General features: G+C 69.7%; 23 protein-coding genes, 2 tRNA genes and 1 pseudogene. 18 read left to right on the top strand and 8 right to left on the bottom strand.

Going from position 1 to position 23,976, the window contains the following annotated elements; translation table 11 throughout:
• Position 1 precedes the first annotated feature (1 nt).
• From EV378_RS07285 to EV378_RS07275, 3 genes are read right to left on the bottom strand one after another with little or no spacing between them, the layout of a single operon-like run.
• Positions 2-3,331: a molybdopterin-dependent oxidoreductase gene (locus EV378_RS07285; protein WP_132422030.1), complete on the bottom strand. Its 3,330-nt coding sequence runs from the start codon at positions 3,329-3,331 to the stop codon at positions 2-4.
• Positions 3,328-4,335: an acetyl-CoA carboxylase biotin carboxylase subunit family protein gene (locus EV378_RS07280; protein WP_207908590.1), complete on the bottom strand. Its 1,008-nt coding sequence runs from the start codon at positions 4,333-4,335 to the stop codon at positions 3,328-3,330. Before EV378_RS07280 ends, EV378_RS07285 begins: the two co-directional genes overlap by 4 nt.
• Positions 4,332-5,327, bottom strand: coding sequence for a carboxyltransferase domain-containing protein (locus EV378_RS07275; RefSeq protein ID WP_132422028.1), 996 nt, complete (start codon positions 5,325-5,327; stop codon positions 4,332-4,334). Before EV378_RS07275 ends, EV378_RS07280 begins: the two co-directional genes overlap by 4 nt.
• A gap of 247 nt (positions 5,328-5,574) precedes the next feature.
• Here EV378_RS07275 and EV378_RS07270 point away from each other — a divergent pair, with 247 nt between their 5' ends.
• From EV378_RS07270 to EV378_RS07190, 17 genes and pseudogenes are all read left to right on the top strand, one after another.
• A complete protein-coding gene (locus tag EV378_RS07270) occupies positions 5,575-7,095 on the top strand; it encodes a PucR family transcriptional regulator (RefSeq protein WP_132422026.1) in 1,521 nt (506 codons plus the stop codon).
• A 193-nt stretch (positions 7,096-7,288) separates the two neighbouring features.
• On the top strand, positions 7,289-7,990 hold the full coding sequence (locus EV378_RS07265) for a hypothetical protein (RefSeq protein ID WP_132422024.1): 702 nt from the start codon (positions 7,289-7,291) through the stop codon (positions 7,988-7,990).
• A 52-nt stretch (positions 7,991-8,042) separates the two neighbouring features.
• Positions 8,043-9,539 carry a YHS domain-containing protein gene (locus EV378_RS07260; RefSeq protein WP_132422022.1) on the top strand — a complete coding sequence of 499 codons (1,497 nt, stop codon included), beginning with the start codon at positions 8,043-8,045 and terminating at the stop codon, positions 9,537-9,539.
• Positions 9,540-9,572: 33 nt separating this feature from the next.
• Positions 9,573-9,827: a toluene-4-monooxygenase system B family protein gene (locus EV378_RS07255; RefSeq protein ID WP_132422020.1), complete on the top strand. Its 255-nt coding sequence runs from the start codon at positions 9,573-9,575 to the stop codon at positions 9,825-9,827.
• 10 nt (positions 9,828-9,837) lie between these two features.
• Positions 9,838-10,164 (top strand): MmoB/DmpM family protein, encoded by a 327-nt coding sequence (locus EV378_RS07250; RefSeq protein ID WP_132422018.1) that lies wholly within the window; start codon positions 9,838-9,840, stop codon positions 10,162-10,164.
• The gene (locus EV378_RS07245) at positions 10,161-11,147 is read left to right on the top strand and encodes an aromatic/alkene monooxygenase hydroxylase subunit beta (RefSeq protein ID WP_132422017.1); all 987 of its coding nucleotides are present in this window, start codon (positions 10,161-10,163) and stop codon (positions 11,145-11,147) included. The genes EV378_RS07250 and EV378_RS07245 overlap by 4 nt, the downstream gene beginning before the upstream one ends.
• Positions 11,148-11,154: 7 nt before the next feature.
• Positions 11,155-12,183 carry a 2Fe-2S iron-sulfur cluster-binding protein gene (locus EV378_RS07240; protein WP_132422015.1) on the top strand — a complete coding sequence of 343 codons (1,029 nt, stop codon included), beginning with the start codon at positions 11,155-11,157 and terminating at the stop codon, positions 12,181-12,183.
• A gap of 13 nt (positions 12,184-12,196) precedes the next feature.
• Positions 12,197-12,532 carry a Rieske 2Fe-2S domain-containing protein gene (locus tag EV378_RS07235; RefSeq protein WP_132422013.1) on the top strand — a complete coding sequence of 112 codons (336 nt, stop codon included), beginning with the start codon at positions 12,197-12,199 and terminating at the stop codon, positions 12,530-12,532.
• Between the two features lie 18 nt (positions 12,533-12,550).
• Positions 12,551-13,273, top strand: a complete 723-nt coding sequence (pxpA, locus tag EV378_RS07230) for a 5-oxoprolinase subunit PxpA (RefSeq protein ID WP_132422011.1) — start codon at positions 12,551-12,553, stop codon at positions 13,271-13,273.
• A 39-nt stretch (positions 13,274-13,312) separates the two neighbouring features.
• The gene (locus EV378_RS07225; RefSeq protein WP_132422009.1) at positions 13,313-13,561 is read left to right on the top strand and encodes an acetyl-CoA carboxylase; all 249 of its coding nucleotides are present in this window, start codon (positions 13,313-13,315) and stop codon (positions 13,559-13,561) included.
• Complete coding sequence (locus EV378_RS07220) at positions 13,558-14,925, top strand: acetyl-CoA carboxylase biotin carboxylase subunit (protein ID WP_132422007.1); 1,368 nt, start codon at positions 13,558-13,560, stop codon at positions 14,923-14,925. The genes EV378_RS07225 and EV378_RS07220 overlap by 4 nt, the downstream gene beginning before the upstream one ends.
• Complete coding sequence (locus EV378_RS07215; protein ID WP_132422005.1) at positions 14,922-15,803, top strand: 5-oxoprolinase subunit B family protein; 882 nt, start codon at positions 14,922-14,924, stop codon at positions 15,801-15,803. The genes EV378_RS07220 and EV378_RS07215 overlap by 4 nt, the downstream gene beginning before the upstream one ends.
• Complete coding sequence (locus tag EV378_RS07210; RefSeq protein ID WP_132422003.1) at positions 15,800-16,777, top strand: 5-oxoprolinase subunit C family protein; 978 nt, start codon at positions 15,800-15,802, stop codon at positions 16,775-16,777. Before EV378_RS07215 ends, EV378_RS07210 begins: the two co-directional genes overlap by 4 nt.
• Positions 16,778-16,876: 99 nt before the next feature.
• Positions 16,877-17,278, top strand: a complete 402-nt coding sequence (locus EV378_RS07205) for an SRPBCC family protein (protein WP_132422001.1) — start codon at positions 16,877-16,879, stop codon at positions 17,276-17,278.
• A 6-nt stretch (positions 17,279-17,284) separates the two neighbouring features.
• Positions 17,285-17,518, top strand: a complete 234-nt coding sequence (locus EV378_RS07200; RefSeq protein ID WP_132421999.1) for a tautomerase family protein — start codon at positions 17,285-17,287, stop codon at positions 17,516-17,518.
• Positions 17,458-17,658 (top strand): annotated as a pseudogene (locus EV378_RS36205) (helix-turn-helix domain-containing protein); the annotation flags it as partial. The gene EV378_RS07200 and the pseudogene EV378_RS36205, both read left to right, overlap by 61 nt.
• An 88-nt stretch (positions 17,659-17,746) precedes the next feature.
• The gene (locus EV378_RS07190) at positions 17,747-18,259 is read left to right on the top strand and encodes a hypothetical protein (protein ID WP_132421997.1); all 513 of its coding nucleotides are present in this window, start codon (positions 17,747-17,749) and stop codon (positions 18,257-18,259) included.
• Positions 18,260-18,654: 395 nt separating this feature from the next.
• On the opposite strand, the gene EV378_RS07185 is transcribed toward EV378_RS07190, so the two are convergent.
• The 3 genes from EV378_RS07185 to orn all read right to left on the bottom strand — a co-directional run bounded on the left by EV378_RS07185 (position 18,655) and on the right by orn (position 19,608).
• Positions 18,655-18,730: transfer RNA gene (locus tag EV378_RS07185), tRNA-Lys, on the bottom strand.
• A gap of 103 nt (positions 18,731-18,833) precedes the next feature.
• Positions 18,834-18,906, bottom strand: a tRNA-His gene (locus tag EV378_RS07180).
• Positions 18,907-18,984: 78 nt separating this feature from the next.
• Positions 18,985-19,608 carry an oligoribonuclease gene (gene orn, locus EV378_RS07175; RefSeq protein ID WP_132421995.1) on the bottom strand — a complete coding sequence of 208 codons (624 nt, stop codon included), beginning with the start codon at positions 19,606-19,608 and terminating at the stop codon, positions 18,985-18,987.
• A 94-nt stretch (positions 19,609-19,702) separates the two neighbouring features.
• Between orn and EV378_RS07170 the strand changes: the two genes are divergently transcribed.
• A complete protein-coding gene (locus EV378_RS07170; RefSeq protein WP_132421993.1) occupies positions 19,703-21,259 on the top strand; it encodes a helicase HerA-like domain-containing protein in 1,557 nt (518 codons plus the stop codon).
• A gap of 150 nt (positions 21,260-21,409) precedes the next feature.
• Here EV378_RS07170 and EV378_RS07165 read toward each other — a convergent pair whose 3' ends face one another.
• Complete coding sequence (locus EV378_RS07165; RefSeq protein WP_132421991.1) at positions 21,410-22,930, bottom strand: PH domain-containing protein; 1,521 nt, start codon at positions 22,928-22,930, stop codon at positions 21,410-21,412.
• Positions 22,927-23,442 (bottom strand): PH domain-containing protein, encoded by a 516-nt coding sequence (locus EV378_RS07160; protein ID WP_132421989.1) that lies wholly within the window; start codon positions 23,440-23,442, stop codon positions 22,927-22,929. The genes EV378_RS07165 and EV378_RS07160 overlap by 4 nt, the downstream gene beginning before the upstream one ends.
• Between the last annotated feature and the right edge of the window lie 534 nt (positions 23,443-23,976).

Below are 23,976 nucleotides of genomic sequence, written 5' to 3'. Positions count from 1 at the left end.
GTCACAGGTCGAGGACCAGGTCGCCCTGTGGTATCGCCTGACAGGTCAGGCACGCGCCGTCGAGCGGGACCGGTGGCTCCACCAGTGTGCGCACCTCGCCCTGCAGCACCGTGACGGCGCAGCTCTCGCACTGCGCCACCCGGCAGCCGTGGGTCACCGAGACCCCGGCCGCCTCGACCAGGTCGAGCAGCGACCCCTCACCCGGCGTCCATCGCAGCTCCATGCCGCTTCGCGCGAGCGTGACCGTGGCGGGCGCGACGTCGTCGAGCGGTGGACGGGGGACGTGGAACCTCTCCTCCCGGACGTCGGCGCGCGGAACCCCACGCGCGACGAGCCCTCCGGTCACGTCGGCGATCATCTGGGCGGGGCCGCAGACGTAGAACAGGGCTCGGGCGTCGATCAGGTGCCGGGCGACCTGCGCGGCCGTGAAGCGGCCGGCCCGATAACCCCCGGTCGGCTCTTCCGCCGAGCTGATGTGGTGCACCACCGTCAACCGGCGGATCGAGGCCTCGAGCTCCGCGACACGACCGCGGAACGGGATGGCCTCCCGCGTTCGGTTCGTGGCGTGCAGCCATACCTCGGGGATGTCGTGCCCGTCCGCGGCCAGAGTCTCGAGGTACCCCAGGAACGGCGTCAGGCCGATCCCGGCGGCGATCAGCACCACCGGGCGCGAGTGCCGGACGGGAACGGTGAACGACCCGCCCGGCGTCATGAGAAGCAACTCGGATCCGATGTCGGCTTCGGCGCACAGCAGTCGGGAGACGCGGCCGTCAGGAATCTCGCGGACGGCGATCGCGAGCTCGGTGGGTGACTCGACGGCCGGGCCGACGAGCGAGTAGCTGCGCGCCTGCTGTGGAGCCGACGGTGTGGACACGGTGACGTGCTGTCCCGGCCGCGTCGTCGGCAGGCCGCCGTTGTCGGTCGGACGCAGCCGCAGGACGGTGACGTCTCCGGCCGTCGTCGTGCGTCCGCAGACGGTGAAACGACGGGTGCCGGACCACGCGCCGGTATCGATCCGGGCGATCTCGCACCGGGTCGAGCGCATCGGGGCCGAGCCGCTGACCGGGTCGCGCTCGTCGTCGCCGACGAGAAGGTTGTAGTTGCTGCCCTTCGGATCGGTCGGATCGGAGCCGGGCAGGGACAGGTCGGCGTTCTCCTCCCACCAGCCGTGCTCGGCAACCACGACGTGCGGATGAAGTGCCTCGTCGACCCGACCGGACATCCGGGCACGCCCGTGCGCGGTGCGGATCTCGACGAGATCTCCGTCCGCGATACCGCGGGCCTCCGCCAGAGCCGTGCCGAGCCGCACCGTCGGTGCGGGTGATCGGCTGCGCAGCGAGTTGATGCCGCGGTGCTGGCTGTGACAGAAGTGCCCGACCTTCGCGCAGGTCAGAACGAGCGGGAACCGCGCGTCCTCGGCCGGGTCCCGGTGCTCGGGAACGGGGCAGTGACCGTGCCGGAGCAACAGTTCGGAGTAGAGCTCGACACGCCCCGTCCGGGTCGCGAATCCGGTCGGTCGGGGCCCGTCGCCCGGCTCGGCATACTTGCGGTGCACGGTCGGTAGTGGCCTGCGGACGCCTCCCGGGGCTGCACGGAGGACGTCGATGGTGAGGCCGAGCGGAGCGAGCTGGTGATTCCGCCCGGCCTCGACGTTCCCGTGGAAGAACTCGCCCTCCAGGCCGAGCCGGCAGGCGAGGTCGAAAACGATGTCGGTGTCCGGGCGGCTCTGGCCGACCGGGGTGACCATCCGTGGCCGGAGCTGGATGTGTTCCTGGGCCTCGCGAGTGATCTCGAAACCTGCCCGGTACGCCTCGTGCTCCCACGGGCTCGTCACCGGGAGGACGATGTCGGCCAGCTGCGCGGTCGGGTTGAGGAACATGTCGGTGTGGACGGCGAAGTCCAGCCGGCGCAGGGCCTCGGCGGTCCGCCGCGGATCGGGCTGGGACAGCAGCAGGTTCCCGCCGAAGGAGACCAGCGCTCGGACCCGGTACGGCTCGGCGTCGAGGACGGAAGCGCACAGGTCGCGCGCGGTGATCCAGCCCTGCGTCGGAGGCCCGATGGGGAACCGCTCGATGCCGAGTCCGCGGGCGATCCGATCGGGGCCGAGCTGCTGCGGGCTCGTGACGGCGTTGACCGGCTGGCGAGGCAGTACGACGTTGCCGCCGGGCGCGTCGTAGCAGCCGGTCAGTGCGAACAACGTGGCCACGGCTCGGTCGGTCTGGGTCGCGTTCGCGCTCTGCCCGAGACCCGACCAGATCGAGTAGGCGATCCGATCGGAGGCCGAGAGATCCTCGACGAGTGCCTCGATGCTGTCCGCCGCGACCGTGGTGACGTCCGACGTCCGGTCGAGCGGCCAGGCAGCACAGGCTCTCGCGTAGTGGTCGAATGCCGGCGCGCAGTCGACCGGTCCGTCGGCCAGCCGGATCCGCCTGGTGCCGAACAGCGCCGCGCGGCCCGTGTCGCGGAGGTCGTCGGTCGTCTCGGGGCGACCGGACGTCTCGTCCCAGACCACGAATCCGGTCGCCTCCTGGGCGATCTCGGCGGCGGTGAGCAGCCGGCCGGTGTCCTGCCGGACGAGCAGCGGGCCGTTCGTCCACGAGCGGACGAACGACTCGTCGTGCCCGCGGCGCGCGATCAGGCGGTGAGCGATGCCGAGTGCCAGCGCCGCGTCGGTGCCGGGGAGGACCCGGAGCCAGTGTTCTGCGCCTGCGGCGCTGGCTGAGGCCGTCGGGTCGACGACGGCCAGGCGTGCGCCGCGCTGCCGCGCCTCGGCGAGGGCGGACGACTGGGCGAGCCAGGTCTTCGCCGGATTCTGTCCCCAGAGGACGGCGAGATCCGTCCCGGCGAAGTCCGGTGTGGGCAGTGCCGTCCCGAACGTGAAGGCGTGCGCGAAGTCCTTGTGCCAGTTGCAGATCTCTGTGGAGTAGCAGGTGTTCGGACTGCCGAACAGTCGGATGAACCGCTCGACCCAGTCGATCGAGTCCGACATGGACGTCCCGCTGGGGGACGTCACCGAGAAGGCGACCCGCTCCGGGCCCTCCTGCGACCGGATCCCGTCGAGCCGGGTGGCGATCTCGCTCAGAGCCTCGTCCCAGGAGATCTCACGCCAGCCCGGATCCGGGTCCGACTTCGGCGTGGTGCGGCGCAGAGGCCGAGTGAGCCTGCGATCGCTGTGGACGATTTCCGGGGCGGCTCGCCCCTTCGGACAGAGGGCTCCGCCGGTGGGGTGGTCGGGATCCGGACGGACGCCTGACAGGACCCCTTCCTCGACCGTGTAGATCGCGCCGCATCGTGAGCGGCACAGCGTGCAGTAACCGTGCGTCTCGGTCATGCGCGCTCGAAGTGCCGGTCGTCGAGGACGTGTGCGACGTGCCGGGCCAGAGCACCGGCCTGCTCGAGGTCGACCTCGCGGAACCGCACCCGGTCCCGTCCGGGGCGGAACTGCCCGACCTTCCAGAGGGCTGCCTGCGCGACGGTGGCGACGACGGCGAACCCTCCGGAGGTGTTGCTGTCCGGTCCGAGGATGGTGAGGACGTCGCCGTAGGCGAGGATCCCGCCGAGCGGGTAGCTGTTGTCCAGCAGGTTCGACGGGTGCCCGCCGGCGACACCGCTCGACTCGCGGGCCCACTCGAATCGATGGGGGTTGAAGCGGATTCCCACACGGTCGGAGTTGAGATCGCACCGCCACGACGACCCGAACAGCACGTCGATGTCACCCGGGGTGAGGAAGTCCGGGTCTGCGTGGGGACCCCGCACCACCTCGACGTCCCACTGGTCGGTGTAGGCCGGCCGCAGGGATGTCGGCAGGCGCCGCGTCGGCGGCCGTCGTCCGGGGATCTCCGCATCGAGGATGTCCGCCTGCTCGAGCGCGCGACCGTTGTAGCCCCCGATGCCGGGCACGAGGAACGTCGAACGCGACCCGAACACCTCGGGTACGGCGATCCCGCCGGCGATCGCCAGGTACAGCCGGTGCCCCGGCCCGCGGATCCGGTCGCAGGTGAGGAGATCACCCGTGACGACGGGGACCGATTCCCACTGGGGGATCGGCTCGTCGTTGAGCGTGATGGTCGTGTCGGGTCCGGTGACCGCCACGAGCCCCGGACACATGACGCTCGCCTGGAACCGGCCCAGCGGGATCTCGAGTGCTGCGGCTCCGGGTGGGTTGCTGACCAGCCGGTTCGCGACGCGGAACGCGAGGTGGTCGACAGGGCCGGAAGGAAAGAAGCCCAGTGCCTGCCGTCCGACGCGCCCGGGGTAGTCCTGGACGGTCGTCTCGAGACCGGGTTCGAGAATCTCCAGGGCCGGTGTCGCTCCCGGCATCGACGTCGGGCTCACGGGATCTTCGCCAGTTCGCGCGCAGCCCGCCTGTCCGCGCGACGACGCTCCGCCTCCACGGCGACCCGGGGGTCGGACGAGGTGGTCAGATGGTCCGCGACGGCGTACTGGCCCGGCTCGATCTCGTAGTCGTAGCGGCCCTCGAAGACACGCCGGCGAAGGTCGAGCAGTTCCGACTCGCTCACCGCATAGAACGAGATCCGATCACCTGGCTGGACCAGAATGGGGTCGACCCGGTGGGAGCGCGCCCGGAGGACGAGATCGGACACCGGCAGCGTTCGTCCGAAGATCTGGTACGAGCCCGCGGACTCGATGGGATGGATGACGACGCACGGGCCGCCGATCGCCACGGCGCCTTCCGGGGTCCACGTGCGGGCCGGGTTGTACTTCGGGGCAACGATCTCCGACCGGGGATCGAGCGGCAGCAGAGAGGGCAGCCCGGTGTAGAAGCCGGTGAACGCGTTCCACCACTCCGAGTCGAGTACACGCTCGTAGAGTGCTTCCCGGCCGGAGAGACCGTTGTACCGGACGATGTAGTCGATGTTGTTGCCTTCGACGACGTTCGGAGCGTCCGGTCGGGTCGTGATCCGGTAGCGGTCCACGGCGTCCCGTGATGTGGAGTCGTCGAAGGCGACGGGCAGCCGTAGACGGCGGCTGGGCAGGACGATCGACGCAGGCTCGGGAATCTCGCGGTGCAGTTCCCGCAGTGCGCTGACGACGTCGGCCTGGCCGATCACCGTGGGGTCGTAGTAGACGAGCAACGACCGCAGTCCGGGAGCGAGCTCGAGCACACCGCGAACGGGATGGCTGTCCAGGTGGCGCGCGGTCGCGTGAACGAAGAAGTTCACACCGAGGTCGACGGGGAACTCGTCGCCGTACTCGACGAGCAACGCGTGATCACCTGCGGTCCGGTACGTGACACGCGGCCTGTCGGCCTCGGACTCCGTGGTGGCGACGATCGCCGACACCGCCACCTCCTCTCTCTCGCGCATGCGGACAAGTGGACATCGTCGTCGCTCGGCAGCCGGTCCGATGTGCGCGCGTTGTACACAGCGGCCCGGCCGGTTGTCCAGCATGCGCATTGCTGTGGCGTGCGACGCTCCGGTGGGGTTCGACGACCATCGACGAGCCCAGCTCCGTGGCGATGACGAGTAGATTCCTCCTCCTCATCATGGTGGCCGTGCCCGGTCGGCCGATCACAGCTGTGCTCAGCCCGGGCGCGGCCAACGGGAGGCATCCATGCCGCTCACTGCCCAGACCCTGCTCGACCGGCCGGACTTCAAGCTACAACGGGTGAGCGGTTCCCCGAAGGCGTTCCGCGCGCCGCTGAGCTGGGCGCTGATCAGCGAGCTGCCGGATCCCCGCCCCTATCTCGACGGCGGGGAGATCGTGCTCACGACCGGTTCGCGGATCTCCGGGGCGACGACCTCGTGGAAGCAGTACGTGGGCCGCCTGGTCGATTCCGGGGCCGCTGCCCTGGGGTTCGGTGTGAGCTCCTACTACCCCGAAGTACCCGAGCCGCTCGCCGGCGCGGCACGCGAGGCCGACATGGCGCTGATGGCCGTCCCTCCGGAGACCCAGTTCGCGCGGGTCAGCCGGGCCGTGGCCGACGGCATCTACGACGAACGGCAGAAGGAGCTGAACTTCGCCGTCGCGGCACAGCGGGACCTGACGCGCGCGTCGTTGTCGCCGTACGCCGCACGGGCGATCGTGGATCGTCTGGCCAAGGCCGTCCGAGCGTGGGTGCTGCTGCTCGACCACCAGGGGTCGCTCCGGGCCGGAGTGTCGGCCGGCCGGATGCACCTCGACCGGATCCGGATCGACCTCCCGCGCCTGCGCGACGCGAATGCGGCGTCCAGCCTCAGCATCACCGTCGCCGGCGAGACGGTCGGCCTGTTGCCACTCGTCGTGCGCGGGAGCGTTCGGGGCTTCCTCGCCGTCGGACGGTCGACTCCGCTCGGCAGCGCTGAGCAGTCCATCGTCACGACCGCCGTATCGCTGCTCGCAGCCGACCTGCACAACGCTCGCAGCGTCCTGGACGTCCAGCGCCGCAACCGACTCGCCGTCTTCCAGATCGCCATCGAGGGCGACATCGCGATGGCCACCGCGACGGCGCAGACGCTCGACGTCGACTTTCCCGAAGGGGATCTGAGGGTCGCGGTCCTCGGCGTGCCGACCGGACACGAGGCCGAGCTGATCGATCATGCCGAACGGGATCACGGTCTGCGATGTCTCAGCGCGCTGGTCGCCGAGCGCGAGAAGGGGCGTGTCGTCGTCCTGATGCCGCCCGCCGAGGGAGACATCAGGACGCTCGAGTCCCTCGTACGCCGCATCCCGCGAGCCCGCGGGGCGGTCAGCGATCCGACGCCGGCCGCCCAGCTGCCCGAAGCGTGGAGGGAGGTGCGGTCGGTGTTCAGCAGCGCACCGGGTACCGCCGGGCATCTCGCGCACGGCAGTGATGTCGCGACCGCAGGCCTCCTGCGTCATCTCAACACCGACCAGGCCCGGACGTGGGCGCGAACCCTGCTCGCTCCGCTGACCGAGAAGGACCGCAACTCGAAGATCGACCTTCGGCACACGTTGCGGACGTTCCTCGCCCACAACGGTCAGTCGGACGCCTCCGCGACGTCCCTCGGCGTTCACCGGCACACGCTTCGCTACCGGATGGGCAAGGTCGCCGAGGCCCTGGAGCGGGACCTCGACGACCCGTCGACCCGGGCCGAGCTCTGGATCGCGCTCCAGCTCAGCGACCAGCTGTAACGCGGACACAACACGAAGGACCCGCTGGCTGCGGGACCGGCCCCTCGCTCGCCGAGGTGGCGCACATCACCGGCCGTCGTTGTCCATTCTGCGCATACCGGCCAGCACCCGCCTCCCGTGAAGCTGCTCGCCACAGGTCGGCCCCGTCGGGACGACCGGTCCCCGGATCTGACGGTGAGCCTGGAGGCGCCACATGGGCACGACGCTGCATCCCCCGCAGCTGGTCACGAACTCCCGAACGCTGTACCTGGTCTGGGTCCCCGAGGACCCGGACGCTGTCGCCAAGCTCGTTCCCGAGGGCCTCACGCCCGCAGGGACCTGCTACATCAACCAGTACGTCGTCGAGGGACCGGACCAGACCTCGGCCACCGACGGCGACGAGGCGTTCGGTGCCTACTCGCTGACCTACCTCGGGTCGGACTTGACCGGGCTGGACACCGAAGCCGGCGTCCCGGCCCGCTGGTGGACCCACTACTTCAACAGCTCCGAGGTCATGTCCCGTTACGCCCGCGCGCACGGCGTCCCTGCCGGTGAGCCCGGTGAGACGACCCTGACGTTCGACGGCGACATCCTCACCGCGACAACCCACCTCGGCGGCAAGCCGGTGATCAGGACGACGGCCCGCTGCACGATCGGCACCCCGCCACGGGCGACGGGACAGCTGCGCTACATCACCCGCCGCGATGACGAGTTCATCAGCGGCCGCTACGCCTACGTGGCCGACGTCGCCGAGAACTTCGAGGTCCTCTCGTTCGAGTTCCTCGACGAGAACCACCCGACCTACCAGCTGCGGCCGGCCGACCCGGTGCAGGTGACCTTCGGCTTCTACGCCCCATCGATGACGTTCGTGTACCCCGGCGGCGAAGGCCCGCTGGGGACCGAGCACGGCAGCTGAGCCCACCCGAGCTGTCACGCAAGTCCGACGAGCCGACCAAGGAGAGCTCTCCATGGCAATGCTGGAACGCGCACAGTGGTACGACATCGCGCGCGACACCGAGTGGACCCCGCGCTACGTCACGACCGACGAGCTGTTCCCGCCGGAACTGAGCGGCGGCCAGGGCATCCCGGACGAGGTGTGGTCCACCTACGACGAGCCCTACAAGATCAGCTACCGGGAGTACGTCGACGTCCAGCGGCAGAAGGACGCCGGCGCCTACTCCGTGAAGGCGACCCTCGAGCGCGCCGACCTGTACAACAAGGCCGACCCGGGCTGGATCTCCATCCTCAAGGAGCACTACGCAGCGGTCGCCGTCGTCGAGTACCACGCCTCCTTCCAGGAAGCGCGGTTCGCGCGGTGGTCGAAGGCCCCTGGCATGCGCAACATGGCCATCTTCGGGATGCTCGACGAGATCCGCCACGGCCAGATGCAGCTGTTCTTCCCGCACGAGTACGTGAACAAGGACCGCCAGTTCGACTGGGCCCACGAGTCCATGCACACCCAGAACTGGGTCACGCTCGGCGCGCGGCACTTCTTCGACGACATGTTGATGACCCGCGACGCGATCTCGACGGCGATCTGCGCGAACTTCTCCTTCGAGACCGGCTTCACCAACCTGCAGTTCATCGGCCTGTCCGGCGACGCCGCGAACGCCGGCGACTACACGTTCTCGAAGCTGATCCAGAGCATCCAGTCCGACGAGGCTCGTCACGCCCAGCTCGGCACCCCGCTGCTGAAGATGCTCATCGAAAGCGGACAGAAGGCGCACGCCCAGAAGCTGATCGACATCTCGTTCTGGCGCTCCTACCGGCTGTTCACCATTCTGTCCGGCATCCCCATGGACTACTACGTCCCGCTCGACGTCCGCGAGGCGTCGTTCAAGGAGTTCATGGAGGAGTGGATCGTCACGCAGTTCATGCAGTCCCTCGAGGACCTGGGCCTGGACAAGCCCTGGTACTGGGACATCTTCATGCGCGACGTCTCCGAGCACCACCACGGCCAGCAGCTCGGCACCTACTCGTGGCGCCCGACCCTGTGGTGGAACCCCGCCGCCGGCGTCAGCCCGGAGGAGCGCGACTGGCTCGAGCAGAAGTACCCGGGTTGGAACGACACGTTCGGCAAGGTCTGGGACGTGATCATCGACAACATGGTCAACGACCGGTGGGACAAGACCGTGCCCGGCACGCTGCCGGTCATCTGCAACGTTTCTCAGCTGCCCATCGTCGGGACGCCGTCGCAGACCCTGCGCGACATCTCCATCGTGCACGAGGGCCGTCGCTACCACTTCGCCTCCGAGGTCGACAAGTGGATCTTCGAGGACGACCCGCAGCGCTACCGGAACCACAAGAACCTGATCGACCGGTTCCTCGGCGGCGACATCCAGCCGGCCGACCTCGGCGGAGTGCTCCAGTACATGGGCCTCGGCGTGGTCAGCGACGGCGGCGACGACGCCCACGGGTTCAGGTGGCTCGACTCGTACCGCACTCAGCTGGCCTCGGTCGGATAGCCGACGATCCCGCCACGAACCTCGGAGAGAACCATGTCGCTCATTCCTCTCGCCTCACATTTCGACGGTGACTTCGTCATCAAGCTGCTCCCCGTCGACAGCGAGGACACGATGGACCAGGTCGCCGACGCGGCCAAGGTGAACGCAATCGGCATCCACGTCCCGGACCAGCCGGACAAGACGGTCCGCGTCCGCAAGCAGGGCAATGCCGATCCCTTCCCCCGCGAGATGACGGTCGCCGCCTCCGGGCTCGAGGCGACCGAGTGCATCGAGCTCTACTTCGAGTGAGGCGTTGACCATGACCATCGAGAACGCCGTCGGTCCGATCCTGCAGTCGGGTGAGATCGCCCGGGCTGTGGCACAGGCCGTCGAAGTCGACAACGCCGGCAAGCGGGTCCAGGTCCGCGACCGCGGCTCCTACGTCCGCATCGAGGTCGAGGGCGGCGAGTGCATGCTGCGCCGCAGCACGATCGAGGAGGAGCTCGGACGCCCGTTCCGCATGTCGGAGCTCGAGCTGAACATGTCCTCGTTCGTCGGACAGATCGAGACCGGCACCGAATCCGTCCGGTTCTACAAGGGCCGCCCGTCCGGGAACGGCGCCGCCCCCGAGGAGGCCACCGCATGACCGCGCCGCTGAAGCCGCTCAAGACGTGGAGTCACCTCCAGAAGCGGCGCCGTAAGCCCAGTGAGTACGAGATCGTCTCGACCAACCTGCTGTGGCACACGGACGATCCTGAGCAGCCGTGGGACGTCGCGCACACCGGCCCGATGGCCGACCACTACCGGACGTACCGCAACCAGAGCCCGATCACGCACTCGGACTGGGACGGGTTCCGGGACCCGGACGAGCTGGTCTACCGCACCTACAACATCCTCCAGGACGGCCAGGAGTCCTACGTCGAGGGGCTTCTCGACCAGCACAACGCCGAGGGCCACGACAAGGGGCTCCCGCCGGAGTGGGTCGCGACGCTCGCGCAGCTCTACACCCCCAGCCGCTACCTGCTGCACACGATGCAGATGGCCAGTGCCTACCTGGTGCACATCGCGCCGGCCAGCACCATCTCGAACTGCGCGGCGTTCCAGGCGGCCGACCAGCTGCGATGGCTGACCAACGTCGGCTACCGCACGGCCGAGCTGGGCGTCTCGCATCCCGGAGCCGGGTTCGGCGAGCGCGAGCGCTCTCACTGGGAGGACCTGCCGGCCTGGCAGGGATTCCGGGAGCTGATGGAACGTCAGCTGACGACGTTCGACTGGGCCGAGGCCTTCGTCGCGCTCAACATCGTCGCGAAGCCCGCCGCAGAGGAGGTCGTGTTCCGGCAGCTCGGCGTCAGCGCGCGTCGGCACGGCGACACCCTGCTGGGCCTGCTGTCCGAGGCGGCGCTCCGGGACACCGAGCGTTCGCGCCGCTGGACCGAGGCGCTCGTGACGCACATGTCCCAGGAGGAGTCGAACGTCCCGCAGCTCACCGAATGGGTCGGCAAGTGGCAGCCGCTGGCCGAGACTGCTGTTCGGGCCTACGCCGACGAGCTGGCCGAGAACGCAGAGGCCGCGGGCACCGCCATCAGCGCGACGCAGGCATTCCAGCGGCACCTGGGACTCGGAGTCTGAACCCACCATGACGACCCCCACCGCATATCGCGTGTCGGTGGACGGGACCGGCGTCGAGTTCTCCTGCGTGGAGGGCGACACGATCCTTCGTGCCGCCCTCCGCGCGGGGGTCGCGCTGGGCTACGAGTGCAACAGCGGCTCGTGCGGCAGCTGCCGCTACGAGCTTCTCGACGGCGAGGTCACGGACCGTCGCCCGGACGCACCCGGCCTCAGTCCCCGCGACCGCCGCAAGGGGCGCCGGCTCGCCTGCCAGAACGAGCCGCGCTCGGATTGTCGAATCAAGGCGACCGTGCCCGAGTCGGTCACGGCTCACCGGCCGACCCGGCAGGTCGCGACACTGAAAGAAGTCCACCCACTCACTCACGACATGTCCGAGTTCGTGTTCGAGACCGACCAGCACGCCAGCTTCGCGCCGGGCCAGTACGCCATGCTGAGACTGCCCGACGGCGACGTCGAGCGGGCGTACTCCATGAGCAACGTCGGCAACTGCCACAGGACGTGGAAGTTCGTGGTCAAGCGCGTACCCGGCGGAGCGGCCACCTCGCTGCTGTTCGACAAGGTGGAGAGCGGCTCGACGGTCGAGCTCGACGGTCCGTTCGGTCACGCCTACCTGCGAGAGGGGAACGACCGCAACATCGTTCTCGTCGGCGGGGGTTCCGGGCTCGGTGCGATGGTCAGCATCATCCTGGGCGTCGCGGCCCTGCCCGATGCGGGTGCCTGGACCGCCAACCTGTTCATCGGCGGTCGAACCGAGAAGGATCTGCACGTTCCGCAGGCCGTCGAGCTCGCCGCGCGACGGCTCGGTCGCCTGCGCATCCACCGTGCCGTGTCCGACGACGTCCCGGGCGCGACCGGGGACGACGGGCCGCACCGCGGGTTCCTGCACGACGTGGTCGTCGATCAGCTGGGTGACTCGCTGGCGGACGCCACGTACTACGCAGCCGGCCCGCCCGTGATGACCGACGCACTCGCGCGGGCGCTCGTACTCGAAGGTGGCCTCGACGCCGACCGCCTGTTCTACGACCGGTTCCTCTGAGAAGGGAGCACCGATGGCCTTCGTCCGCGTGTGCAGTCTCGACGACGTCTGGGAGGGCGACATGGAGTCGTTCGACGTCGGCGACAAGGAGATCCTCGTCGCGCATCTCGACGGCGGCGAGGTGGTCGCAACCCAGGCGATCTGCCCCCACCAGCAGGTGGAGCTCGTCGAGGGCGAGCTCGAGAAGAACAAGCTGACCTGCCGGAGCCACCTCTGGCAGTTCGACCTCACGACCTGTCGGGGTATCAACCCCGACCACTCCGAGCTGGCAAACTACCCGGTCAAGCTCGACGGTGACGACATCTACATCGACCCGGACGGCGACACGCCGAAGGTCGCCCACTCCTGACCCGAGAGGAACGCCGAAATGGTTGCCATCAACTGCGACATGGGCGAGGCCTACAGCATCTACAAATGCGGTGACGACGAGGGACTGATGCCCTACATCACCGTCGCGAACGTGGCCTGCGGATTCCACGCTTCAGATCCGGTCGTCATGCAGAAGACGGTCCGACTCTGCAAGGAGCACTCGGTGAAGGTGGGCGCCCACCCATCGTTCCCGGATCGCGACGGCTTCGGCCGGCGTGAGATGAAGATGGACGCCGACGAGCTGACCGCGACCGTCGCCTATCAGGTCGGCGCGCTGACCGGCTTCCTGCGCGCGGAGGGCATGCAGCTCAACCACATCAAGCCGCACGGCGCTCTCTACGGGCTCGCGTCCCGCGACGCGGACGTCGCCACGGCGATCGCCAACGCTGCGGACTACTTCGACGTCCCACTGATGGGTATGGCCAACACGCAGCACGAGGCGGTGTGGGGCAAGCGGTCCCAGGGCTTCATCGCCGAGTACTACACCGACCTCGACTACCGCGACGACGGCTCGCTGATCATCACCCGGGAGCACGTGGCCTACGAACCGGCCGACGCCGCGGAGCGCTCCGTCCGAGCCGTCCGGGAGGGCGTGGCCTCCTCGATCGACGGCAAGGACATCCCGATGCGGGCCGACTGCATCTGTGTCCACTCCGACACACCGGGTGCCGTCGACCTCGCCAAGGCCGTGCACGAAGCTCTGCAGCCCTACCTGACCTGAACCGACCGCCGTCCCCGACCGACATAACGAGGTGTCCCGATGGCTCGACACGAGGTCGTCTCCCCGATCCCCGGAGTGTTCTACCGCCGGCCCGACCCGGACAGCCCTGAGTACGTGAAGCCCGGCCAGACCGTCGACGAGGGTGAGACCATCGGTCTCGTCGAGGTCATGAAGTCCTTCCACCCGATCGTCGCCGGAGCATCCGGCACGTTCGGCGACTACGTCGCCGAGGGCGAGGCCGAGGTCGACGCCGGGGAGACCGTCGCCCATATCGAGGTGGACGGATGAAACGGCTACTGATCGCCAACCGCGGTGAGATCGCCGTCCGTATCATCCGGGCGGCCCGCGACCTCGGAATCGAGACCGTGGCCGTCGCGAGCGACGCGGACACCGACGCCACGCACGCCCGCATCGCCGACACGGTGCTGAACATCGGTCCCGGCTCGGCGTCGAAGAGCTACCTCCGTCCGGACGCGATCGTCGAGGCCGCACGCGAGTCGGGTGCCGATGCCGTCCATCCGGGATACGGGTTCCTCTCCGAGCGGGCGGCGTTCGCGGCACTGGTCGCCGACGCCGGGATGACGTTCGTCGGCCCGACGGCTTCGGTGATCGAGAAGATGGGGGACAAGGTCGCGGCCCGTCAGGTCGCCATGGCGGCCGGTGTCCCGACGGTGCCCGGCACCGAGGACGGCGTCGCCGACACGGACGCCGCAGTCGTCGCGGCCGCCGACATCGGCTACCCGGTCATGCTCAAGGCCGCGGCCGGCGGTGGCGGCCGCGGCATCCGGGTCGTCGAGGACGAAGCCGGCCTCCGCAGCGCGTTCGGCCAGGCCTCGGGCGAGGCCGAGAAGGCCTTCGGCGACGGGCGCATGTACATCGAGCGTTTCGTGCGCAGTGCACGACACGTCGAGGTGCAGGTTCTGGGTGACGGAACCGATGCGGTCCACGTGTTCGAGCGTGAGTGCTCCCTTCAGCGGCGCCGCCAGAAGGTGATCGAGGAGGCACCGTCGCCCGGCATCGGCGACGAGGTCCGTTCCGCCATGACAGAGGCGGCCGTACGCCTGTGCCGTCACGTCGGCTACAGCAGTGCCGGGACCTGCGAGTTCCTCGTCGACGACGACAGCGGCGAGTTCTTCTTCATCGAGATGAACACCCGGATCCAGGTCGAGCACCCCACGACGGAGCTCATCACCGGCCTCGACCTGGTCATCGAGCAGCTGCGGATCGCCGCAGGCGAGGGGCTGTCGGTCGGCCAGGACGACATCGCGGTGCGCGGGCACGCGATCGAGTTCCGGGTGTGCGCCGAGGATCCGGACAAGAACTTCATGCCCGGCCCCGGCAAGATCGGCCACGTCGAGCTCCCGGCCGGGCCGTGGGTGCGTACCGACACGTGGATCACCCCGCAGAGCCAGGTACCGCCGTACTACGACTCTCTGCTCGCGAAGGTCATCGTCTGGGGCCGGAACCGGGACGAGGCACTCGCCCGGTCGCGACGTGCCCTCCCCGAGCTGATCGTCGAAGGCATCCCGACGACGACGAGCTTCCTGCTGGACGTGATCGGACAGGACTGGTTCGGGGACGCCGCGTTCGACACCGGAACGCTCGAGCGGTGGCTGGCCGAACGAGCCGAGACAGCAGGAGACCGGACATGACCGAAGGGACCGCACGCTACAGCTGGGGCGGCGACGAGTTCGTGTTCGTCGAGCTGTCCGAGGAGATGAGCCTGCAGGCCAACTTCAAGGCCGTCGCGATCACGAACCTGCTACGCGAGGAACGACCGGACGGGATCCTCGAGATCTGCCCGGCCAACGCGTCGTACCAGGTCCGGTACAACCCGGACGTACTGGAGCCGCACGGCTTCCTCAAGCACCTCAAGAGCCTCGAGGAACGGGTCGGCGACGCGCTCGGCGTCACGCTGCCCTGCCGTGTCGTCGAGATCCCGGTGCTCTACCAGGACCCGTGGACGACCGAGACACTGATGCGCTTCCGGGACCGCCACCAGGACCCGGACGCGACCGACATCGAGTACGCGGCCCGGATCAACGGCTTCGGCTCGGTCGAGGAGTTCATCGCGGCGCACTCCGGGTCGCCGTGGTTCACCTCGATGGTCGGGTTCGTGGCCGGCCTGCCGTTCAAGTACCAGATGGTGCCCCGTGACCGGCAGATCATCGTGCCGAAGTACCTGCGCCCCAGGACCGACACCCCGAAGCAGACGGTCGGCTACGGCGGCTGCTTCGCCTGCATCTACTCGGTGCGCGGCGCGGGCGGCTACCAGATGTTCGGGATCACCCCGGCGCCGATCTACGACCCGCGCCAGACCAAGCCGGACTTCACCGACCAGAAGGTGTTCATGCGCCCCGGCGACATGGTCAAGTACCGACCGATCGACCGCGACGAGTACGACGACCTGGAAGCGAAGGCCGAGGCGGGCCGGTACCGCATCAACGCGGCGGACGTGCAGTTCGACCTGCAGCCATTCCTGGACGACCCGGACGGCTACAACAAGCGCCTCCTGGAGGTCCTGGCATGAGCACGACCATCGAGGTCCGCAAGCCCGGGCTGTCCACGACGATCCAGGACCGCGGTCGCTCCGGCTACTACCACCTGGGCATCCCGCCATCGGGCGCGCTCGACCAGTTCTCGCTCGGCGTGGCGAACGCCCTCGTCGGCAACGACTCCGACGCCGGCGCGCTGGAGATCGTCTACATGGGTCCGGAGCTCCGGTTCACCGGACCGGCCGTCGTGGCGGTCGCCGGCGCACAGATCGCGCCGCGGGTGAACGGCGAGTCACGGCCGGTCTGGGAGTCGTTCGAGGTTGCCGACGGTGACGTGCTCGACTTCGACTACCTGAAGTCCGGTGCGCGCGCGTACCTCGCGGTGTCCGGCGGGTTCGACACCCGGGTCGATCTCGGGAGCCGCGCGACGTACGTGATCGGGTCGCTGGGCGGGGTCGACGGGCGTCCGATCGCCGAGGGCGACGTGCTCCCGGTCGGGTCCGGGTCCGGGTCCGGACGGGCCGGGCTGGTGGTCCCGGACGATCTGCGTCCGTCGATGTCCAAGGACGTCGAGGTGCGGGTCGTGATGGGCCTGTACGACCACCGGCTGACCGAGAACGGTCGTGCGGCGTTCCTCGACACGCCGTGGACCCTGACCCCGGTCGCCGACCGGATGGGATTCCGCTACGGCGGCGGGAAGCTGGAGACGGTGGACCGTGAGCCGCCGTTCGGAGCCGGTCAGGATCCGTCGAACATCGTCGACGCGCCCTATCCGATCGGCTCGATCCAGGTGCCGGGCGGAGTGGAGCCGATCATCCTGCACCGCGACGCCGTCTCCGGCGGCGGCTACATGATGGTCGCCACCGTCCTGTCAGGCGATCTCGACATCGTCGCCCAGTCCGCGCCGAAGACCCGGACCCGTTTCGTCCCGGTCACTCTCGACCAGGCGCTGGACATCCGACGCGATCACCGCAAGCACTACGACCGCGTCCTGGAGGCGCTGGCGTAGGCCGTGGGGCCCTCGGCCCAGCAGCCCGGACCGAGGGCCCCACTTCGGTACGACCCGACGGCCGGTCGCGAGACCGGACACCCATGAGGAAGTGAACACATGCCGACGCTCCGCTCCCACGTCGTGATCGACGCGCCCCCGGACGCCGTCTGGAAGCTCGTCAGTGACACCGCGAACATCGCCGACTGGTTCCCGGCCATGCGCAGCTCCTCGGGAGACGACTCGCGAAGGAAGGTCGTTCTCCAGGACGGCTCCACGCTCGACGAGGCGGTGGTCTCGTCCGACGCGAACATGCGCCGGTACCAGTACCGCGTCGTCGGCGGTGACCTGCCCGTCGAGCACCATCTCGGCACGATCGACGTCATCGAGCTCGACGCCGGCCGCTCGATCGTCGTCTACGGCACGGAGATCGAACCCCCGGACATCGCCGAGGCGTTCGACGCGGCGATCTCCGAAGCCGTGAGCGGGTTGCCCCACCACTTCCACGACAACCGGAGGTAGATCCTCATGCCGTTCATTCGGGTGGACTGGTTCCCCGGCCGCACGCTCGAGCAGAAGCGCGAGCTCGCCGAGGTCCTGACCCGGGAGTTCTCCCGGATCGCCGAGTGCAGGCCGGAAACGATCAACTTCATCTTCACCGAGGTGGATCGTGAGAGCTGGGGCCGCAACGGGAAGCTGTTCTGCGACGCCTACGAGTACGAGAACGAGCCGCGAGAGGAGGCCCCGACCCAGGCCTCCTGACTCCACGTGCCCGGCTGCGCCCGGCCCGCCTGATCGTCGACCACGGCTTGTCACCGGCTCGTGCGGCCGAGCGCTACGACGTCTCGTGGCGCACCGCGAACAAGTGGGCCGGCCGCTACCGCGACGAAGGCCCGTCCGGCTAGCTGCCCGGCCCGGTGTTGCACGGCCGGGTGGAAGTTGACCCGCTCGGCACGGAAGGCGACGAGCATCGCCGCCGAGGAGGTCGCGATGACCAGCAACACAATCGACGCCGCGTTCATCGACCGGTGGAGCGCGCGCTACAAGCCGGAGTGGGACGCCGTCGTGCTCGACGAGATCGGTCCGAAGGTCCGCAGGCAGGGCCACTACACCGACGAGGACGCCCGGGACGTAGTCCGCTGGAAGTCCCGGCGCGCCCTTGGCCGCTTGAAGCTCAACGGGCCGGGCGACATCGAGTACGTGACTCGTGCAGCCCTGAATGGGCCGCCACACCTGGCCCACCTTCTCCTCGGGACGCTGCACGGCGTCGCCACCCCCGTCGCCAGCTCGATCCTGATGATCTTCAGCCCCGACGAGTTCACGGTGATCGACCGGTACGCGATCCGCACGCTGCGCGCCCACGGCGAGTGGACCGACCGGAAGAAGTGGCCGCAGTACCCGGAGTACGTCGGGATCTGCGAGGGCCTGCGGGAGCGCTGTGGCTGCACGCTGCGCACGCTCGACCGGGCGTTGTGGGCGTGGGGAGAGGCGAACGGCGGCTAGCGCGACCGGAGCCGACGGCATTGCTCCGAGGAGGACCAGGCGGCCCGCCGCGGCCTCGATCATCGCGAGGTGCGCTGCTGTTGACGGCGGCGCGCCGCTGGGCGCCGGGCCGGACGGATCCGCCCGACACAGCCCTGCCCCCCTCGATCTCGATCACCACGGACAGCTACGGCCATCTGGACGAGGAAGCCGGACGGGACGCGGCGGACACGATGGGCAAGCTGCTCGACGCCGCGTTCAACGCGGGCGGGATCGGGGCCGGGGACGCGACCACCGATGCCACCACCGAGCCCACGCCGGACGATGATCAACAGGCAAGCGACCACATCGGGCCAGAATGGCGCCGGAAACGACAATGGCGGCTCTCCGGAAATGGAGAACCGCCAGGTCAACAATGGTGCGCCGTCAGGGACTCGAACCCCGAACCCGCTGGTTAAGAGCCAGCTGCTCTGCCAATTGAGCTAACGGCGCAATGATAATGAAATTGTGTCCTGCTCGTCTCCGGCCCCGTTCGACCGCGACAGGAAAACGGTAGCAGGACCGTTCCGGAGTCGGATCGCCGGGGTGGCGACCGGGTGAGTGACGGGACTTGAACCCGCGGCCCCCTGGACCACAACCAGGTGCTCTACCAACTGAGCTACACCCACCATCGCTGTGCCGGGCACCGCCCGAACAAGCCCGGCAAGCTTAGCAAGCTTGCGTGCCGTCGCGCCGCCGGGTTCGGCTCAGTGTGATTCCGCAGGTGGGGCGGCCACCGAGGCCACCTCGGAGGCCGCGGCCTGGGCCTCCTCGGTGGTCGGTCCGGGCGGGGCGACGAACAGCGCGCGCCGGTAGTAGGCGAGCTCGCGGATCGACTCGCGGATGTCGGCCAGGGCGCGGTGGGCGAGGCCCTTCTCCGGCTTGGCGTAGAACACCCGGGGGAACCAGCGGCGGGCGAGCTCCTTGACCGAGCTCACGTCGACCATCCGGTAGTGCAGGTGCTTGTCCAGCTCCGGCATGTCCCGGGTGAGGAACCCGCGGTCGGTGGCGATCGAGTTGCCGGCCAGGGGAGCGGTGCCCGGGTCCGGTACGTGCTCGCGCAGGTAGGTCAGCACCAGCTGCTCGGCCTCGGCGATCGTGACCGTGGACGCGCGGACCTCCTCGGTCAGGCCCGACCGGGCGTGCATGTCCCGCACGACCTCCGGCATGTTCGCAAGCCGCGACTCCTCGCACGAGATGACGACGTCCACGCCGTCGCCCAGGACGTTGAGCTCGCCGTCGGTCACCAGAGCCGCGATCTCGATGAGCGCGTCGTGCCCGAGGTCGAGCCCCGTCATCTCGCAGTCGATCCACACCAGCCGGTCGTTCATCGGGGCAGACTAATCCAGCACACCGGCACTCCACCCGTCGTCGAGACCCCGTCGTCATCCGCGGGGCCGCGTCGATGGCCTAGGCTCGCGGCTCGTGGCCGAGAACACGTCGCCTGCGCAGGAGATCGCCGCCGGATACGCGACCGAGGGCAGTGCCCTCGAGCTGGGGACCGTCCTGGTGGACGGTACCTGTGATCCGGAGGCCAAGGTCCGCATCCCGTTCGCCACGCTGAACCGCCACGGGCTGGTCGCGGGCGCCACGGGTACGGGCAAGACGAAGACCCTCCAGGGCCTCGCCGGGCAGCTGTCCGACAACGGGGTCCCGGTGCTGCTCGCCGACGTCAAGGGCGACCTGTCAGGTCTGGCCCGTGCGGGCGAGTCGAACGACAGGATCACGAAGCGTGCGGCCGACACCGGCGACGACTGGACGCCGACGGCCTACCCGGTGGAGTTCATGTCGCTCGGCGAGAAGTCCGCTGCGGTCCCGATCCGCGCGACGCTCACCCAGTTCGGTCCCGTCCTGCTGTCCAAGGTCCTGGACCTGAACGACACCCAGGAGTCGACGCTCGGCCTGATCTTCCACTGGGCCGACCAGCGCGGGCTGCCGTTGCTGGACACGAAGGATCTGCGCGCCGTCATCCAGCATCTGACCTCCGACGAGGGCAAGGCCGACCTGAAGGGCATCGGTGGCGTCTCGTCGGCGACGGCCGGGGTCATCCTGCGCGCGCTGGTGAACCTGGAGGCGCAGGGCGGTGAGGCGTTCTTCGGCGAGCCCGAGTTCGATCCGGCCGACCTGCTGCGCGTCGTCGACGGCAAGGGGATCGTCACGCTGCTGGAGGTCGCCGAGCAGTCGGCGAACCCGAAGCTGTTCTCCACGTTCCTGATGTGGTTGCTGGCCGAGCTGTTCGAGGAGCTGCCCGAGGCGGGCGACCTGGACAAGCCCAAGCTCGTCTTCTTCTTCGACGAGGCGCACCTCCTGTTCGCCGACGCGTCGAAGGCGTTCCTGGAGCGCATCGAGCAGACCGTGAAGCTGATCCGGTCCAAGGGCGTCGGTGTGTTCTTCTGCACGCAGCTGCCCACCGACATCCCGAACGAGGTCCTGTCTCAGCTGGGCGCGCGCGTGCAGCACGCGTTGCGCGCGTTCACCCCGGAGGACCAGAAGGCGCTGACGAAGACGGTCAGGACGTACCCGACGTCGAAGATCTACGACCTGGAGGAGGCCCTGACCTCGCTCGGCACCGGCGAGGCCGTGGTCACCGTGCTGTCCGAGACCGGTGCCCCGACGCCGGTGGCCTGGACCCGGCTGCGCGCTCCGCGCTCGCTGATGGCCGCGATCGGCCCGGAGGCCGTGACCGAGGCCGCGACGGCGTCGCCGCTGTACGCGAAGTACGGCGAGACGGTCGATCGCGAGTCGGCGTACGAGACGCTGTCCGGGAAGATCAACGCGACGCCGCCCGCCTCGCCGGAGGGTGCGCCGCCGCCCCCGCCTGCCGACGCGCCGCCGCCCGCGGCTCCGCCTGCCGAGGAGGAGGGTGGCGGGCTGTTCGACAAGGTCGGCGCGTTCTTCAACTCGCCGTTGGGCAAGCAGCTCACGAACACGGTGACCCGGGAGGTCACGCGCAGCCTGTTCGGGACGCGCCGCCGGCGCTGACCGGCCCTACTGCCCGTCGAGATGAACGTGAGCGTTGTCCGGGGCGGCGCCGACGACCGTGACGTTCATGTCGGCCGCGGACCGGTGCGGTGCTGCCCGCCGAGCGTGGTCACGATGGGTCGGCACGCGCCGCCGATCGCCTGCCGGTGATCAGGGACGGAACGGAGCGACGGCCTCGGGCGTGACGTCGGTGACGATCTCGGCGGCGCGGGCCGGTCCGACGTCGAGCACCGTGGAGACGCCCTGACCGGCGGCGGTCACCGCGTCCAGCGTGACGACGCCGGCCCGGCGCTGGAACCAGCTCTGCCGGATCCGCCAGCCGATCACGCCGTCGCGCTGCAGCGCCGTCGTCGCCCGCAGCAGCGAGCCGTGGCGGCCGATCAGGAACCGGGCGTCGAGCCGGTTCCCGAGCGAGCGGTAGCGGTCCAGCGCCAGCGGCACGGCCAGCACCGGCAGCACGAGCGAGACCGGACCGAGCCACGACACGTCCCACAGCGACCCCAGCCACCAGGCCAGCACGACCGGCACCAGCGACGGGACGACGGCCCGGGTGAGCCGACGGGTCAGCGCGCCGCGCGGGTGGGTGTGCAGCGGGCCGTCGGTGACGCGGTCGTCGAGGCGCATCGCCGCGGCCGCGACGTCGTGCGCGTGCCGGCGGGGGACCGGCGGCTGCAGCACCCCGCCGCTCCCGCCCTTCTCGCCCTCCGACCCGTGCAGGCCGACCGACAGTGCCGACGCCTGCGCGCCCCGCCCGATGATCCGCACCAGGATCGGTTCGGCGACGGCGACGCCGCGCAGCCGCCGTTCGGACACCGACAGCGAGCGCTGGGTGAGCAGCCCCCGTCGAACCCGCAGCGTGCCGTCCGGCTCGCGGGTCAGCCGGAACCGCCACCAGCGCTCGACGAACAGCACCAGCGACCCGACCACCAGCACCACGAGCAGCACAACGGCGCCGACCAGCACGGCCGCCCACAGCGGCGCGCTCTCCAGCTCGCCGGTCGCGGCCGAGACGCCGGGCAGGGAGCGCGGGTCGACGTTCGCCTCCTGCAGCAGGTTCCAGGCCGCGGCGGCCAGCGCACCGATCGCGGCGAGCGAGGAGATCGTCAGCGGTGCGTAGCGCAGCGAGGCCCAGTCCAGGCGGTCCAGTTCCTGCGACGGCGGCGCGACGGCCGGCGCGTCGGCCTCCTGCGGTGCGGTGGCGGTGTGGGCGGCGAGCAACTCCTGTCGCAGCCGCTCGGCCTCCGGCGTCGTGACGGCGTCCAGGTGCAGGCCGCCGTCGCGCCCGCCGGAGGACTGCCCGGTCCCGACCTTCACGACGCTGAGCGCGAACATCTGGTGCAGGAACGTCGACGTGAGGTCGACGGTCCGGATCCGGTCCCGCGGCACGGACAGCCGCTTGCGCTGGACGAGACCGCTGTGCAGCTCGACCCGCTCCGGCGTGATCCGGTAACGGGTGGTGCGCCAGCGCACGAGCCCGGCCGAGACCGCCAGGACGGCGATCGCCACCGTGATCCAGATCCGGACCGGGCTCTCGCTGCCGCCGAAGATCAGCACGATCACGAACGCCGGCAGGAACTTCAGCAGCAGTGTGGCGGGAGCGACGACGATCATCTTCGGCGGCAGGCGTCGCCACGCGATCTCCGGGTGGGCGAGGACGGCCTGCTCGGTCACGTCGCGTCTCCGGCGTGCGCCCGTGTGGTCTCGGTGAGCGTGCGGGCCAGCTCCTTGGCGTCGCCGTCGGCCAGCCCGGCGATCTTGACGGGGCCGCGGGCGGAGGCCGTCGTGACCGTCACCGTCGCGAGCTTCAGCATCTGCTGCAACGGGCCGTGCTCGGTGTCCACGGTCTGTACCCGCGAGATCGGCGCGATCCGCCACTCCCGGACGATCCAGCCGGACAGCGTGTAGACGGCGTCGTCGGTGACCTCCCAGCGGTGCAGGCGGAACAGCAACCGAGGTACGACGAGCTCGTACGCGACTCCGGCGACCAGCGTCACGACCGCCGTCACGGACAGCACGACGGCCGTGGTGCCGCCGACCGCCACCGCGACGACGATCTGGGCCACCAGCAGCACGACGATCGCCGGGAGCGCGCGCAGCTGCCACCACCGCACGGCGCGTGGATCGACCTGGTGGGCCGGTGGCCGCAACGGGAGGACGCGGGGATCGAGCGTCGAGCCGGTCATGGCTCCACTCTGCCGCAGACCCCGTCCGCCGTCCGGCTCACGCGGCCGCCCGACCGGGGTGTCGCGTTCGCGGCCGCCCGTGATCGACGGTCCGGCGTCGATCCGTCCCGCTGGAGGCATCGAAGCGCACCGGATCGCCGATCGCCGGGGAGGGCAGGAGAGCGTGATCGGTGGTCGGGCGTCGATCGGTGCCGTACGTGGCGCGGATCCGCGCCGAACTACCGATCTTCGACGCTAGCGGTGGGCCGAGTTCGGCGCCCGACCGCACGGTGATCCGCGGACCGCACGGTGATCCGCGGACCGCACGGTGATCCGCGGACCGCACGCTGATCCGAAGGATGCGCGCTGGTGTGGAGGGCGCGCGCTGATCGGCGGGATGCACGCTGATCCGGAGGGCGCGCGTTGATCCGGTGGACGCGGGTGCCGGGACGCGCGCGTTCTCCGATGTCGTGCGCGGATGGCCCGTGGGCTCTTCGCGGACGGTGCCCCCGCACAGGCTCGATCCGGAGGGCGCACTGTTCCGGAGGGCACGCC

The sequence above is a fragment of the Pseudonocardia endophytica genome, assembly GCF_004339565.1.
Classification (GTDB): domain Bacteria; phylum Actinomycetota; class Actinomycetes; order Mycobacteriales; family Pseudonocardiaceae; genus Pseudonocardia; species Pseudonocardia endophytica.
Note: the sequence above shows the minus strand (reverse complement) of the source record. Positions and strands in the feature narration are given on the sequence as shown.

What these genes read in the sequence shown, in the direction of transcription:
- EV378_RS07285 (WP_132422030.1), bottom strand. Translation starts at nt 3,331, where the DNA reads ATGACCGAGACGCACGGTTACTGCACGCTGTGCCGCTCACGATGCGGC.
- EV378_RS07275 (WP_132422028.1), bottom strand. Translation starts at nt 5,327, where the DNA reads ATGCGCGAGAGAGAGGAGGTGGCGGTGTCGGCGATCGTCGCCACCACG.
- EV378_RS07270 (WP_132422026.1), top strand. Translation starts at nt 5,575, where the DNA reads ATGCCGCTCACTGCCCAGACCCTGCTCGACCGGCCGGACTTCAAGCTA.
- EV378_RS07265 (WP_132422024.1), top strand. Translation starts at nt 7,289, where the DNA reads ATGGGCACGACGCTGCATCCCCCGCAGCTGGTCACGAACTCCCGAACG.
- EV378_RS07260 (WP_132422022.1), top strand. Translation starts at nt 8,043, where the DNA reads ATGGCAATGCTGGAACGCGCACAGTGGTACGACATCGCGCGCGACACC.
- EV378_RS07255 (WP_132422020.1), top strand. Translation starts at nt 9,573, where the DNA reads ATGTCGCTCATTCCTCTCGCCTCACATTTCGACGGTGACTTCGTCATC.
- EV378_RS07250 (WP_132422018.1), top strand. Translation starts at nt 9,838, where the DNA reads ATGACCATCGAGAACGCCGTCGGTCCGATCCTGCAGTCGGGTGAGATC.
- EV378_RS07245 (WP_132422017.1), top strand. Translation starts at nt 10,161, where the DNA reads ATGACCGCGCCGCTGAAGCCGCTCAAGACGTGGAGTCACCTCCAGAAG.
- EV378_RS07240 (WP_132422015.1), top strand. Translation starts at nt 11,155, where the DNA reads ATGACGACCCCCACCGCATATCGCGTGTCGGTGGACGGGACCGGCGTC.
- EV378_RS07235 (WP_132422013.1), top strand. Translation starts at nt 12,197, where the DNA reads ATGGCCTTCGTCCGCGTGTGCAGTCTCGACGACGTCTGGGAGGGCGAC.
- pxpA (WP_132422011.1), top strand. Translation starts at nt 12,551, where the DNA reads ATGGTTGCCATCAACTGCGACATGGGCGAGGCCTACAGCATCTACAAA.
- EV378_RS07225 (WP_132422009.1), top strand. Translation starts at nt 13,313, where the DNA reads ATGGCTCGACACGAGGTCGTCTCCCCGATCCCCGGAGTGTTCTACCGC.
- EV378_RS07220 (WP_132422007.1), top strand. Translation starts at nt 13,558, where the DNA reads ATGAAACGGCTACTGATCGCCAACCGCGGTGAGATCGCCGTCCGTATC.
- EV378_RS07215 (WP_132422005.1), top strand. Translation starts at nt 14,922, where the DNA reads ATGACCGAAGGGACCGCACGCTACAGCTGGGGCGGCGACGAGTTCGTG.
- EV378_RS07210 (WP_132422003.1), top strand. Translation starts at nt 15,800, where the DNA reads ATGAGCACGACCATCGAGGTCCGCAAGCCCGGGCTGTCCACGACGATC.
- EV378_RS07205 (WP_132422001.1), top strand. Translation starts at nt 16,877, where the DNA reads ATGCCGACGCTCCGCTCCCACGTCGTGATCGACGCGCCCCCGGACGCC.
- EV378_RS07200 (WP_132421999.1), top strand. Translation starts at nt 17,285, where the DNA reads ATGCCGTTCATTCGGGTGGACTGGTTCCCCGGCCGCACGCTCGAGCAG.
- EV378_RS07190 (WP_132421997.1), top strand. Translation starts at nt 17,747, where the DNA reads ATGACCAGCAACACAATCGACGCCGCGTTCATCGACCGGTGGAGCGCG.
- orn (WP_132421995.1), bottom strand. Translation starts at nt 19,608, where the DNA reads ATGAACGACCGGCTGGTGTGGATCGACTGCGAGATGACGGGGCTCGAC.
- EV378_RS07160 (WP_132421989.1), bottom strand. Translation starts at nt 23,442, where the DNA reads ATGACCGGCTCGACGCTCGATCCCCGCGTCCTCCCGTTGCGGCCACCG.